Origin of the sequence: Peribacillus deserti (assembly GCF_016909175.1) — a bacterium.
In the GTDB taxonomy this organism is placed as follows: Bacteria; Bacillota; Bacilli; order Bacillales; family DSM-1321; genus Paraperibacillus; species Paraperibacillus deserti.
This window is the reverse complement of record NZ_JAFBFI010000040.1, coordinates 1-12,577: the sequence shown is the minus strand read 5'-3', so window position 1 is coordinate 12,577 and position 12,577 is coordinate 1. Positions and strand designations below refer to the sequence as shown.

At 40.4% G+C, this 12,577-nt stretch carries 15 protein-coding genes; 2 read left to right on the top strand and 13 right to left on the bottom strand.

The window, feature by feature from the left end; genetic code table 11:
- Positions 1-251: 251 nt before the first annotated feature.
- Positions 252-530, bottom strand: coding sequence for a hypothetical protein (locus JOC77_RS20715; RefSeq protein ID WP_204548426.1), 279 nt, complete (start codon positions 528-530; stop codon positions 252-254).
- A gap of 135 nt (positions 531-665) precedes the next feature.
- Here JOC77_RS20715 and pdaB point away from each other — a divergent pair, with 135 nt between their 5' ends.
- Positions 666-1,418: a polysaccharide deacetylase family sporulation protein PdaB gene (gene pdaB, locus JOC77_RS20710; RefSeq protein ID WP_377336640.1), complete on the top strand. Its 753-nt coding sequence runs from the start codon at positions 666-668 to the stop codon at positions 1,416-1,418.
- Positions 1,419-1,475: 57 nt separating this feature from the next.
- Here pdaB and JOC77_RS20705 read toward each other — a convergent pair whose 3' ends face one another.
- A complete protein-coding gene (locus JOC77_RS20705) occupies positions 1,476-2,093 on the bottom strand; it encodes a KinB-signaling pathway activation protein (RefSeq protein ID WP_204548414.1) in 618 nt (205 codons plus the stop codon).
- A 155-nt stretch (positions 2,094-2,248) separates the two neighbouring features.
- Between JOC77_RS20705 and gerD the strand changes: the two genes are divergently transcribed.
- A complete protein-coding gene (gerD, locus tag JOC77_RS20700; protein WP_204548412.1) occupies positions 2,249-2,881 on the top strand; it encodes a spore germination lipoprotein GerD in 633 nt (210 codons plus the stop codon).
- A 39-nt stretch (positions 2,882-2,920) separates the two neighbouring features.
- On the opposite strand, the gene JOC77_RS20695 is transcribed toward gerD, so the two are convergent.
- The 11 genes from JOC77_RS20695 to rplQ all read right to left on the bottom strand — a co-directional run bounded on the left by JOC77_RS20695 (position 2,921) and on the right by rplQ (position 12,435).
- Entirely contained in the window at positions 2,921-3,976 is a 1,056-nt protein-coding gene (locus JOC77_RS20695) for an Mrp/NBP35 family ATP-binding protein (protein ID WP_204548409.1), read from the bottom strand.
- Between the two features lie 108 nt (positions 3,977-4,084).
- Positions 4,085-4,792 (bottom strand): N-acetylmuramoyl-L-alanine amidase CwlD, encoded by a 708-nt coding sequence (gene cwlD / locus JOC77_RS20690; protein ID WP_204548397.1) that lies wholly within the window; start codon positions 4,790-4,792, stop codon positions 4,085-4,087.
- Positions 4,793-4,865: 73 nt separating this feature from the next.
- Positions 4,866-5,309, bottom strand: coding sequence for a YbaK family protein (locus JOC77_RS20685; protein WP_204548394.1), 444 nt, complete (start codon positions 5,307-5,309; stop codon positions 4,866-4,868).
- Positions 5,310-5,611: 302 nt separating this feature from the next.
- Positions 5,612-6,997: a protoporphyrinogen oxidase gene (gene hemG / locus JOC77_RS20680; RefSeq protein WP_204548391.1), complete on the bottom strand. Its 1,386-nt coding sequence runs from the start codon at positions 6,995-6,997 to the stop codon at positions 5,612-5,614.
- Between the two features lie 348 nt (positions 6,998-7,345).
- Positions 7,346-7,738 carry a 30S ribosomal protein S9 gene (gene rpsI / locus JOC77_RS20675; RefSeq protein WP_204548384.1) on the bottom strand — a complete coding sequence of 131 codons (393 nt, stop codon included), beginning with the start codon at positions 7,736-7,738 and terminating at the stop codon, positions 7,346-7,348.
- An 18-nt stretch (positions 7,739-7,756) separates the two neighbouring features.
- On the bottom strand, positions 7,757-8,194 hold the full coding sequence (rplM, locus tag JOC77_RS20670) for a 50S ribosomal protein L13 (RefSeq protein ID WP_204548381.1): 438 nt from the start codon (positions 8,192-8,194) through the stop codon (positions 7,757-7,759).
- A 216-nt stretch (positions 8,195-8,410) separates the two neighbouring features.
- Positions 8,411-9,151 carry a tRNA pseudouridine(38-40) synthase TruA gene (truA, locus tag JOC77_RS20665; RefSeq protein ID WP_204548378.1) on the bottom strand — a complete coding sequence of 247 codons (741 nt, stop codon included), beginning with the start codon at positions 9,149-9,151 and terminating at the stop codon, positions 8,411-8,413.
- A gap of 12 nt (positions 9,152-9,163) precedes the next feature.
- A complete protein-coding gene (locus JOC77_RS20660; RefSeq protein ID WP_204548376.1) occupies positions 9,164-9,961 on the bottom strand; it encodes an energy-coupling factor transporter transmembrane component T family protein in 798 nt (265 codons plus the stop codon).
- The gene (locus JOC77_RS20655; protein WP_204548373.1) at positions 9,958-10,827 is read right to left on the bottom strand and encodes an energy-coupling factor ABC transporter ATP-binding protein; all 870 of its coding nucleotides are present in this window, start codon (positions 10,825-10,827) and stop codon (positions 9,958-9,960) included. Before JOC77_RS20655 ends, JOC77_RS20660 begins: the two co-directional genes overlap by 4 nt.
- Positions 10,803-11,642, bottom strand: coding sequence for an energy-coupling factor ABC transporter ATP-binding protein (locus JOC77_RS20650; RefSeq protein WP_204548370.1), 840 nt, complete (start codon positions 11,640-11,642; stop codon positions 10,803-10,805). Before JOC77_RS20650 ends, JOC77_RS20655 begins: the two co-directional genes overlap by 25 nt.
- A 430-nt stretch (positions 11,643-12,072) precedes the next feature.
- Entirely contained in the window at positions 12,073-12,435 is a 363-nt protein-coding gene (rplQ, locus tag JOC77_RS20645; protein WP_204548367.1) for a 50S ribosomal protein L17, read from the bottom strand.
- Positions 12,436-12,577: the final 142 nt, after the last annotated feature.

The window sequence follows — 12,577 nt, the reverse complement described above, 5'->3', positions numbered from 1 at the left end:
ATGTTTGATATAGCTCTTAAAAGTTTAAAACTTGTTTTTGTATTTTCTCGAAAGAAAAATACGCTTGGCGTCTTGTTTCGTTCAGTTTTCAAAGAGCAGATTGTTCATCAATATTAGTCAATCGCTCAAGAAGCGACCTCTTTAATATATCACAAAGCTGCGACATGAGTCAACAACTATTTAAATTTGATTACCGCTTAACAATTAAAATTGTTTTCGCAGCAACGTTTATTACTATACCAGCGTATCCATCATGAGTCAATAACTTTTTTCTTGTTTTTTTTGTCATCCTTTTTATCACCTGATCTACTTTTCCCTTTTTCTCCTGTCCGCATATATAGTAAACAGTCTTTAGGAGCAGCAACTCGTTTAAACAAATCAAAAAGGATTTGATATCTTTCTTCCATTGACCTTTTGACTATGTACTCTATCCTTCCGTCCTTAAGGTCAAAAAGAATCTCATCCATCTCTCTTTTGATTAAATATTCTATTTCTCGTACTTCTTTATCGTTTATTAACATCCCTAGCATCTTGTCACCTTCTGTTATTTTTCTCCTATTTTTCTCCTGAATTTCCTGTTTTATGTCTTCGAATTAAATTATTTTGTCATAAGTGTTCGGAACAAGCATAGGATGAGACAAGAGTCTATGGACGAGGTGATAGCTTTGTATTATTTTCAAGCGGCGAATGCCAAAAAAATAAAGCAGTATACGTTTATTATAGTGATCGCTTTTTTCACTGCAGTTTTTCTCTACGTTCAATCCCTGAATAATTTTTCCGTTTTTTCAACGATGACAGGGCCTAAGGCAGTTTATAAGGGAGAGCGGGACCTTGCCTTAACCTTTAATATTGGGTGGGGTGATGTTAAAGCAAAACCAATATTGGATACTTTAAAACAGGAAAAGGTCCGGGCAGCTACTTTCTTCCTTTCAGGATCGTGGGCCGAAAGACATCCGGAACTGGTTGGACAAATTGTAAAACAGGGATATGAAATCGGAATGTTAGGCTATGGCTATAAGGATTATACGAATATGGAAGAACAGGAGATTGCCCGAGATATATCAAAAGCCCAGGATGTGTTCCGGAAATTAAATGTTAAAAATATTGAATTACTCCGCTCCCCAACCGGTCATTTTGATCAGCGTTTATTAAAGGTAGGAGACCGCTATGGGTATACAGTAGTTCATTGGAGCCTTGACTCTAAGGATTGGACCAATCCCGGCGTGCAGGAGATAGTAACAAATATAGAGGATGTTGAAGAGGGTGATATTGTTTTACTGCACGCATCTGATTCCGCAAAACAAACAGCCAAAGCCCTGCCGCAGATCATCAATACTGTACAATCAAAGAACCTGAAGTTTGTTAGTGTATCAGAAATGATTGCAAACTCCAGCACAAAAACCAAGGAAATAAAGTAGTTAGAATTAACTGCCGTCATAATTTAATCATTGAAAAAAGAATTAACCGTTTGAAGGTTAATTCTTTTTCAATTCTAATTCTTGTTTTGACCGGGTGTTTAAAGCACCAAGTATGAGGAGCTGATAAGCATTGCAAATTAATAATGGAATCAGCATAAACAGCATCCAATCTTTATCATTGGCACGAAGGACAGGCACCCACTCAATAACCGTGACCACAATCATAAAAAAGACTGCCGGAATAAAGGCTGCTTTATTTGTAATTTTAGCTTTATACCAGCCAACTGCAAGACCTGCAGCTAACAGAAACAAACTATATACCAGATAGACTCTCCTGTCGCTTTCCTCTCCAAACCATACTGGACCAAAGTAGATTAAATCGAATAGCAAGAATGCAATCAGCACAACCTGTACACCTTTCCAGCCTGCTCCAAAAATCCCAAGACCAAACCGGTGAACCGTTAAATAGGCAAAGAAGCCCATTTGGCTGATCACACTAAATATAAAGCCCAGACCAAGAAGCCACACAATGGTCATCATCAATTCTCCAATGGCCCCTTTGCTTAAAAGCGGTCCAAGCTCCGTCCATCTGGCTGCTAATCCAACTATTACGGCAGATAATCCTCCTAATAGTAATGTTGTCAGTAACAATCTAACGAGGTTTCGGCTATTCAATTTTCTATATCCCCCATATATTATTTCTAATACTTTTACTCCCATGATTGTACCAACCAGCCTTAGAAAAATCTAGGTGCCTATTCATGAAGGGAATAATTTTTATTAGAAAGATTTATATTAAATACATACGACAACAAGAAAGGGGTTTCCAAATGAAAAGCGGAGCCTTGCTTCTTCTTCTCTCTTCTTTTTTTCTTGCTTTGACAGGCTGTAATCAAGCCCAGGGCAATAATCACGAGGAGAAAGTAGACTACGAAGAAACCAAAAAAATGGTCGTGGACATTATCAAATCTGAGGATGGAAAGAAGGCTTTTCAGGAGGTTCTTGCCGATCCCAAGATGAGAGAGCAATTTGTGCTAGATGACCAATTAGTGACTAATACAATTGAGAAAAACTTTACAACAGATAAAAGTAAAAGCTTCTGGCAGAAAAACTTCAGTGATCCAAAATTTGCTTCTGCTTATGCAAAAAGCTTAAAAGGGGAACATGAGCAGCTGTTAAAGGATCTGATGAAAGATCCGGCCTATCGTAAACAAATTCTCGGCCTCATGCAGGATCCTCAGCTCAGCAGTGAATATTTAAAGGTTCTTCAAAGCCAAAAATATAGGGAAAGCGTCCAAAAGGTAATGCTGGAAACGATGGATAGCCCTTTATTTAAAGTGAAAATGCAAGATATTATCGTTAAGGCTGCGGAAGAAATGCCTGCTTCGAAGCCTAAGGGAGGCGGCGCACAGCAGGGCGGAGGTCAAGCCGCGGGCGGACAGAGCGGCGGCGGAGGTCAATAATAACAAAAACGCCTCATTATGAACGAGGCGTTTTTTGTATTACTTATTTAGGATTTCAATAATTTTTTCTGAGATGGACATATAAATTCTTCCAGTTGGATGATCTTCAGCATAAATAGATGGAGCAAAATCTTCTTCATTCCAATCAGGCTGCTGAAGGGGAAGCTGTCCAAGAACAAGCGTATTTAGTTCATCTGCAAGCTTCTCTCCTCCGCCTTTACCAAATACATGCTCTTTTTCTCCGCTTACTTTGCTCTCAAAGTAAGACATGTTTTCAATTACGCCAATCACTTCGTGTTCCGTTTTAATAGCCATCGCTCCTGCCCTGGCCGCTACGAATGCCGCTGTGGGATGCGGAGTTGTGACAATGATTTCTTTGCAGGCCGGCAGCATGGAATGTACATCCAAAGCCACATCTCCTGTACCCGGAGGCAGATCAAGCAGGAGATATTCTATGTCGCCCCACTCGACTTCCGTGAAGAAGCTGTTCAGCATTTTCCCAAGCATCGGACCTCTCCAGATGATTGGCGAATTATCTTCTACAAAAAAGCCCATGGAAACTACCTTAACGCCAAAACGTTCCACCGGTATGATTTTATCTCCGCGTACGACTGGACGATGCGTGATCCCCATCATATCCGGTACACTAAATCCGTATATATCTGCATCAATTAGACCGACCTTTTTCCCTAGCCGTGAGAGCGATGTTGCAAGATTAACTGAAACCGTCGACTTGCCTACACCGCCTTTACCACTGGCAATAGCAATAAACTTAGTTTTAGATTCTGGAGATAATAAACCAAGATCCTTTTGCGGCATAGAACTGCGGTGCTTTTGCAGCTCATTCTCCGGGAGCTCTGTAAAACGGATTCCCACAGAAGCCGCCCCTGCTTTTTTCAGTAAATCAACAATGACTGTCTGCAGCTGCATCTGCTCGCTTGTTCCTGTTTTGGCTATAGCTATTTTGACACTCACATGATTCTTTTCCGGTTTTATTTTGACTTCCTCAATGGCATCAAGTTCATCTATCGTTTTATGTAGAAAAGGATCCTTTAAACCCTTTAAAATGTCTTTTACCTGTTGTTCTGTTAACAATTCCAGCACCGCCTTTGTGAATTCGTTTCCATATTCAGTATATCATATATGTTCTGAATTCTTTAAATCCATTGCTCGGGTGACATGGGGCTTCTATAAGTTCTAGGTTCAATTGATGTACTCCTCTGTAAAATATCGGGAAATCCCTTTATAAATCGAAGCGGCCACTTTTTCCTGGTAAATATCACTTTGTAAGTTTGCACGTTCAGATGGATTGGAAAGGAAGCCTATTTCTACTAGAGCGCCTGGTTTATTTACTTTCTTTATTAAATAGAGTGAATGCATAGCTTTAGCTTCTCTAGAGGTATTTTCCAGATTCCTTTTAAGCTCTGCCTGAATGAATTTAGCTACACGTTTGTTCTCTTCATATCTCAATGTATAAAAAGTTTGAGCGCCGCTCCATTTTGTGGATGGGAAGGCATTTAGATGTATACTTATATACAAGTCAGCCTGTGACTCATTAATAAATTTCACTCTATTTCTTAGATCCTCTCGTTTGCGTGCTCTAAGTCCTTTTGTATCTCTATCTGCCAGATCCTTATCTTCCTCTCTAGTCAGGAGGACTAATGCACCCTGTTCCTGAAGGTAATCCCTTACCTTTTTTGAAACATTCAGTGCAATTTCTTTTTCTAATACAGGCCCATTGTTGGCTCCTGCGTCTACACCTCCATGCCCTGGATCAATGACAATAATCTTTCCTGACAGCGGCAGACTCCATGGACTCCACGAATCTTTATCTATAAATTGAAACGTTATGATTAAAAATAATAAAGTTATACCAATCGCGATTCCGCTGTATTTCCACTTTTTTTTCAATACAAAAACCCCCGCTCATCCCTATATGATAAAAAATATGGGACGAGCGAAGGTTTTAGAACCCCGGTTTAATTTAATGAAGTCTCATCTTATACATCTTCTGACCTTTTTGGAAGCCGTCCTTCCACCAGGAATCGACGTATTGCTCACATTCATAATAAAGTGATTCACTGATATAATCCTGCTGCTCAGCCTTGCCCCAATAAAGAACAAAATTAAACAGAGTATCAATCAAATGCTTTTCCTCGGCCTGACAGCGGTTTTTAACTGAACTGGCATCTTCACCATAATATCCAAATTTACTAAAGTGAGCACCAAGAAGATAAGCCTCAATCGCTACATCATAGCATCCTTCTTCGAGTACCTGAGAAAAAGAAAGCTGGAAGAGCCGGTTATGCCCAAACTGCTGCTGAACCCTCTTTTTTAATTGATCAATGGACAGCTCTCTCAGAACTTTCCTTTCATATTTAACCTGTTTCTCCCTTTGCTTCTCCTTTAATGTGGTAATCACATTCATAAAGCACCTCTTTGCCGGCTAACCAGTACTAAATTTTTCAATCTGCACCGGCTGCCGTTAATACTATGGAGTTAGTTTCTGCTTGAAGGTTCGTGTAATTCTTATATTGAGGATTTTCCGCTTTGGGAATTTTTTAAGGGGGAATTCAGCGTGTATTTGGGGATAATAAAATTTGTGATAAACCAGGCTGTTTTTTGGCTTTCGTCTATGCTGAATAGAGCAGTAATACGATAGAGACCTTAACTCCCCTTAGGCAAATTGAAAAAAAACAATCCCCTTCATTGCTGATAGGGGATTATTTTTTATAACTTCTCAGTAATTTTCTTCGCGGTAATTGCTCCGTTTTCAATGCAGTCGGGGATACCAACACCATAATACGAACTGCCTGCAAGCCAGACTCCCGGATAATTTTCAGCCAGCCTGCTTTCAAGTATTTCTACCGTTTGCGGATGGGTAATTAAATAGTTTGGCATGCTTTCCTTCCAAATGGTTACTTCGCTTACAACAGGCTCTGCCGTAATACCAAGGCTTTTCTTAATATCACCCAATGCAGTCTGAAGAAGTTTCTCTTTACTCATTTCTTTTAAGATCGAGAACGAAGGATGGCTGCTTTTATAAAAAAGTCTTACAAGCAAGTTACCGCTTTCCGATGTATGCTTCCACTTTCGGCTTGTCCATGTGCAGGCATTGCATGATAATTCATCGGTATTTGCCGTGATAAAACCAGTTCCGTCCGCCGGAAGCTCGCTGTCTGGTATATCAAACCCGATATATACTGAGATAAGCGAACTGTTTTTTAGGCCAGTAAATTCTGTTTTTAGGGCCCGATCCGTGAACAATGGTTCAGCAGCATTATGTGGAATACTTAGGACAACATGGTCTGCTGCCACGCTTTTTCCATTTGAAAAAACAACCTCATATCGGTCAGCTGCTTTTACAATTTTTTCAGCTTTTGTATTTTTGAAAATTTCTGTGCCGTGCAGATCTTCTTCATAAGCCTGAATTAGCGCTCCTAGGCCGCCTTTAAATGATAGGAATTTTCTATCGCCGCCGCTTTGCCAAACTTTCCTGTTTTCATTAAAACCTTTTATAATACTTCCGTACTTTTCCTTGTAATCGAATACTTGGGGAAGAGTAGATGCGATCGTTAAGTCCTCCAGATCCCCAGAATAGACACCGGAAAGCACTGGTCCGATTTGTTTTTGAACCAATTCTTTTCCGAAAAAGTGCTCTAAAAATACGCCAATAGAATCATTCTTTGTAAAGTCTTCGTTTTTTGTATAAAAATCCTTCAAGGCTTCGACTTTTCCCTCTGCAGATACAAGAGTACTTTTCGCAAGTGATTCTACACTCGCTGGGATACCAAATACAGAATCCGCGGGAATCAGTTTCAGTTCTCCATCACTATAAATGAATGACCTGCCAGCAGCGTTATATACTACTTCTTCTTCTAAGCCCAGCTCCTGAATAAAATTCATTCCATTTGCTTTACGGGCAACTATCGAGTCTGCACCCGCCTCCATCATAAAACCAACATTCTTAACGGTATGAATTTTGCCGCCAAGCTGTGCAGAAGCCTCGGCAAGGACAAGTCTTATATCGGATTGATTTTCTTTTTTCCATTTACTCAACTCATATAAAGTGGAAAGCCCTGTGACTCCGCCTCCAATTACCAATACTGTTTTCAAGTTTGAACACCTCTGTTTTCATCCCATTCGTTCCTAAAGTGTACCATACTATAGACTGAAGGTAGAATGGGTATAGTTTCTCCTAATAAGCACACAAAAACTTGTTAATAGCGAACCCAGAAATCATGTTTACCGTTTAATAGCAGCCTAGATTGGGGGAAGAATCAGCATAACTGCGGGTCTTTTTATTATTATTGCGGGAAATCCTGCGATAATTGCGGGATTCATCAAAAGGTAGATTCAGCAGGGCATAAAGCAGTATACACGGTCACAAGTGGTCTAAATATGACTAATAAACATAAAAAAGGCCCCAGCCAATATGACTGAGAGCCTTTTGAAAGCGAAAAATTAACGCTTTGAGAACTGAGGTGCACGACGTGCACCTTTAAGACCGTATTTCTTACGTTCTTTCATACGAGCGTCACGAGTTAATAGTCCAGCTGATTTAAGTGATCCACGGAACTCAGGATCAGCTTGAAGCAATGCACGGGAAATTCCGTGACGGATTGCGCCAGCTTGGCCAGTGTAGCCTCCGCCTTGTACAGATACAAGAACGTCATAGCTGCTAACTGTTTCTGTGTTGTTAAGTGGTTGTTTAACAACCTCACGTAAAGCTTCAAATGGAATATAATCATTGATATCGCGGCCGTTGATTACGATGCGTCCGTCGCCTGGTACTAAACGTACACGTGCTACGGAGCTCTTACGACGACCAGTGCCATAATATTGTACCTGTGCCATTATAATATCCTCCCTTAATTATCCGCGTAGTTCGTAAACTTCAGGCTGTTGAGCTTGGTGTGGATGCTCGCTGCCAGCGTATACGTGTAATTTTTTAAAGATTTGACGGCCTAGAGAGTTCTTTGGAAGCATGCCTTTCACAGCAAGCTCGATCATTCTCTCAGCGTAGTTAGTACGCATTTCAAGAGCCGTTCTAGATTTTAAACCGCCTGGGTGCATACTGTGACGGTAGTAAATTTTATCTGTAAGTTTCTTACCTGTAAGTTCTACTTTAGAAGCGTTGAGAATGATTACATGATCACCTGTATCAACGTTCGGTGTAAATATTGGCTTGTTTTTTCCACGCAAGATAGCTGCTACTTCACTTGCAAGACGACCTAAAGTTTTACCTTCAGCATCAATAACGAACCATTTACGTTCAATTTCATTTGCTTTCGCCATAAATGTCGTGCGCATGGTTACCCTCCTATTAAATCGTTGGTTATATTTATTTTCAATCACGTAAAGTCTTCCGGGGCTTAACGTGGGGTTTAAATATCATACCTATGATATGATATAATTTTTAGGACGGAATGTCAAGAAAATGTTACACCAGGATTAGTTGTCATAAAAACAGATAATCCCTTGATATTACTAGGATTTATCCTCCAGCCGAATCTTCTGGTAAAAAAATTAATTATAAAAGACTTCCCACAGATATAATCCGTGTCCTGGTGCCGTTTTGCCGGCATAGCTCCGGTCTTTTTTTTCCAAGATCTCTTTCATCACACTTGCATGTTTTCTGCCCGTACCAACCTCTAGAATCGTTCCGACTAATATTCTCACCATATTATAAAGAAAACCATTGCCGACAAACCGAAATACAAGTTCATCGTCGCATTCAAAGAACTCAATTTCACTAATCGTTCTTACACGGTCTTCCACTTCCGTTTTAGCTGAGCAAAAGCTGGTAAAATCGTGAGTTCCTATTAGATACTGTAATGATTCTCTCATAGCTGCATAATCGAGGCGGTAACCTGTATGATACGAATAATTTCGTCTAAAAGGATCTCTTGTTTTTCCGAGATTCACAAAATACCGGTATTCCTTACCTGAAGCATCGAATCGTGAATGGAAACTTGAATGTACTCTTTCAATATGAACCACGGAAATATCCTCTGGAAGCATAGCGTTCAAGGCTCTCAGCCAATTTTCTTCAGGGATCTGCAAAGGAGAATCAAAGTGAATGATCTGCCCTCTGGCATGGACATGAGCGTCGGTTCTGCCTGAAGCTGAAATTCGGACAGGAGCACCCTTATGCAATTGAGTTAAAACACCTTCTATGACTCCCTGTACCGTCCTTTTTTCAGGCTGAACCTGATAGCCGAAAAAATGAGTACCATCATACATAATCTTGCATTTTAATCTTCCCATTTTATAGCTCCATTAAGATCTTAATAGTAATAATAGGACGGTCAGTACCATTATCGCGGCTAAAAGAATCGTGTCTTTACTTTCCCATTTCAGCAAACGATATTTGGTTCTTCCCTCACCGCCGCGATACCCTCTTGATTCCATAGCGGTTGCAAGCTCCTCCGCTCTTTTAAACGAGCTGACAAATAAAGGAATCAATAAGGGAACGATCGCTTTAATTCTATTTTTAATCGGGCCTGTGGAGAATTCAGTTCCCCTTGCCGCCTGTGCTTTCATGATCTTATCAGTTTCCTCCATCAATGTTGGGATAAACCTGAGCGAGATAGACATCATAAGCGCTAATTCATGGACAGGCAGTTTCCATTTTTTTAAGGGATTAAATAGGGTTTCTAATCCATCTGTTATAGAGATAGGAGTAGTTGTCAACGTTAATATAGATGTAATCAATATTAAAAAAGCAAACCTTAGAGAAATAAAAATTCCTTGGCGCAGCCCATTTTCATAGACTTCTATAAAATTCCATTTAAACAGCAGGTCGCCTTCCTTCGTAAAAAACAGATGAAGGAAGAAAGTAAATAGAATGAGGTAGAATACAGGCCTTAATCCGCCGATTAAAAAACCCGCAGGTATTTTTGACATGTTAAGGATTAGCAGCGTAAATGCACCAATCACCACATAAGTCGCAATATTGTTGGCTAAAAAAATGATGAAAACAAAAATAAATACCATAAGCAGCTTAGCACGGGGATCCAGCCGGTGCATCGGAGATTCAGCAGGAACATAGCGCCCAAAAATCATCTTATCCATCATTTTGGAACCCCCCTTTTTAGGAGACTTTCAATTTGCTCAGACAGCTCGTCCATTGTAAGGCATATTTGATCCAGCTTCCTGCCGCATTGCTGCTCGATCATTAGCTGCATACGGACCGTATTGGGCACATCTAACCCTAAAGAAACAAGCTGATCACTCTGTGAAAATATTTCTCTAGGACTGCCCGTCTCATACACTGTACCTTTATGCATAATCACAATTTCATCAGCATAACTAGCAGCATCTTCCATGCTATGTGTAACTAAGATGGTAGAAATTTTGGTTTCCTTATGAATATCATAAAAAAGATCCATTATTTCCTTTCGTCCTCCTGGATCAAGGCCGGCTGTCGGCTCATCAAGAACCAAAACCTCTGGTTTCATAGCAAGAACACCCGCTATAGCAACTCTCCTCATTTGTCCGCCAGACAAATCAAAAGGGGATTTGTCCAGAATGTCTTCGGAAAGTCCAACCTTGTGAAGTGATTCCTTTGCAAGCATTATGGCCTCTTTTTCTGAAACCCCAAAGTTCATAGGTCCAAAACATATATCCTTTAATACGGTTTCTTCAAAGAGCTGATGCTCTGGAAATTGAAAGACGATCCCTACCTTTTTGCGGATGGCTCGAAGGTTCTTTTCCTTTTTACCAGCCGCAAGAGTATACTCTCCAATATGGACAGAACCTTTAGTAGGTTTCAACAGACCATTAAGATGCTGAAGCAAAGTAGATTTTCCAGAACCAGTGTGTCCAATTATAGCAAGATAAGTTCCAGAAGGTATGTCGATATTAACTTCCCTTAAAGCTAACCTCTCAAAAGGGGTATCTTTTTGGTACTTATGCTCTACATTCGTGAGATTAATCTGCATAAATCATTCACCAGCTCTTCGTCTGTTAGATGGGTTTGGGATAAACTTACTCCCCGCTCTTGTAAAAGGGTGCTCATTTTAATGGAAAAAGGAATGTCAAGCCCAAGCTTGACCAGCTCCTCTTCAAGCTGAAATATTTCTCTAGGAGTTCCTTCACTGTAAACGGAACCCTGATTCATAACTATCATGCGGTCTGCACGGGAAGCCTCCTCCAAGTCATGAGTGATAGAGAGAACAGTTACTCCCCGTTCTTTCATAAGTTCCCTCACCGTTACAAGGACTTCCTCTCTGCCTTTAGGATCCAGCATAGAAGTAGATTCGTCCAAAATAATAACTCGTGGCCTTAATGCTAAAACTCCTGCTATAGCTACTCTTTGCTTCTGCCCGCCTGATAGATGGTGCGGCTCTTGATTAAGAAATTGTTCCATGTTTACTCGTTTAAGAGCATCCTCAACACGGACGAGCATTTCCTCCCTGGCTATCCCAGCGTTTTCTAAACCAAAAGCCACATCATCCTGTACCGTAGTACCGACAAATTGGTTATCAGGATTTTGAAAAACCATTCCAATCTGCCCTCTGACGTCCCAGACTGTTTCCTCTGTTAAAGGCTGCCCTTGTACAGTTATACGCCCGGATTGGGGAAATAAAAGACCATTCAAGAGCTTTGCCAGAGTAGATTTACCTGACCCATTATGCCCTACAATCGCTAACCATTCTCCCTCATATATATCGAAAGAGACGTAATCAACTGCGTTCTTTTCCTGGCCCTCGTATTTAAATGCTACTTGTTCTAATTGCACCAGAGCATTGTTCATGAGCTCTCCTCCTCTTGCCTCTGCTATTCTCATCTCTGCTTGTTTGAAGATCCATGAAAAACAGGGATTACACCCGCACATTAAGCGCGAAAAAGTAACCATTAATTTTTGAAAGCTAAGATTAAAAAACCTATCTATCAATTAAAAAAGGATATAAAAAAACGCTGCACCCCTTCCACAAGAAAAAAATTCCCGGTAGATTAAGAACAGCTTAGGAAGCATCCTATTACTAATAAGACCACTTTTACACTTTCATCCTATGAAAGCTGGAGGGGTGCGAGAGCTAGACGGGCCGCATATTTTCCGGTCATCGTAACACTCTATTAGCGTATTGCATTTTACATAATAAACAGTTAATTTACCATTATAAGAAAAAAGGGCAAAGAACAAGTTAGTTTGGAACTGTCCCGCCCTTTTTATTTTATGGCTATTAAACTAACTCGATAATTACCATTGGTGCTCCGTCTCCGCGACGAGGACCTACTTTCATTATACGAGTGTATCCACCCTGACGTTCTTCATAACGAGGAGCGATGTCACTGAACAATTTTTGAAGAGCATTTTGGCCCTTTTCAGCATCAGCTACTTCGTTACGAATGAATGCAGCAGCTTGACGGCGTGCGTGTAAGTCACCACGTTTACCTAAAGTGATCATTTTTTCAACAACAGAACGTAATTCTTTTGCTTTAGCTTCTGTTGTTTCAATACGCTCACTTACGATTAGGTCAGTTGCTAAATCACGAAGTAAAGCTTTACGTTGAGAGCTAGTGCGTCCTAACTTTCTGTAACCCATTGAGAGATTCCCTCCTTTATTGAAGTCATTTTCTATTTAGCCTGGTCAGGAAAGGACCGGATTATCTATCAGATCAATCGTCTTTTCTTAAACCTAAGCCTAATTCTTCTAGCTTCGCTTTCACTTCTTCAAGTGATTTGCG

Coding starts and splice junctions, on each gene's coding strand:
- rplM (WP_204548381.1), bottom strand. CDS start 8,194: ATGCGCACGACATTTATGGCGAAAGCAAATGAAATTGAACGTAAATGG.
- rpsI (WP_204548384.1), bottom strand. CDS start 7,738: ATGGCACAGGTACAATATTATGGCACTGGTCGTCGTAAGAGCTCCGTA.
- gerD (WP_204548412.1), top strand. CDS start 2,249: ATGAAAAGCGGAGCCTTGCTTCTTCTTCTCTCTTCTTTTTTTCTTGCT.
- rplQ (WP_204548367.1), bottom strand. CDS start 12,435: ATGGGTTACAGAAAGTTAGGACGCACTAGCTCTCAACGTAAAGCTTTA.
- JOC77_RS20685 (WP_204548394.1), bottom strand. CDS start 5,309: ATGAATGTGATTACCACATTAAAGGAGAAGCAAAGGGAGAAACAGGTT.
- JOC77_RS20660 (WP_204548376.1), bottom strand. CDS start 9,961: ATGATGGATAAGATGATTTTTGGGCGCTATGTTCCTGCTGAATCTCCG.
- JOC77_RS20715 (WP_204548426.1), bottom strand. CDS start 530: ATGCTAGGGATGTTAATAAACGATAAAGAAGTACGAGAAATAGAATAT.
- JOC77_RS20655 (WP_204548373.1), bottom strand. CDS start 10,827: ATGCAGATTAATCTCACGAATGTAGAGCATAAGTACCAAAAAGATACC.
- JOC77_RS20650 (WP_204548370.1), bottom strand. CDS start 11,642: ATGAACAATGCTCTGGTGCAATTAGAACAAGTAGCATTTAAATACGAG.
- truA (WP_204548378.1), bottom strand. CDS start 9,151: ATGGGAAGATTAAAATGCAAGATTATGTATGATGGTACTCATTTTTTC.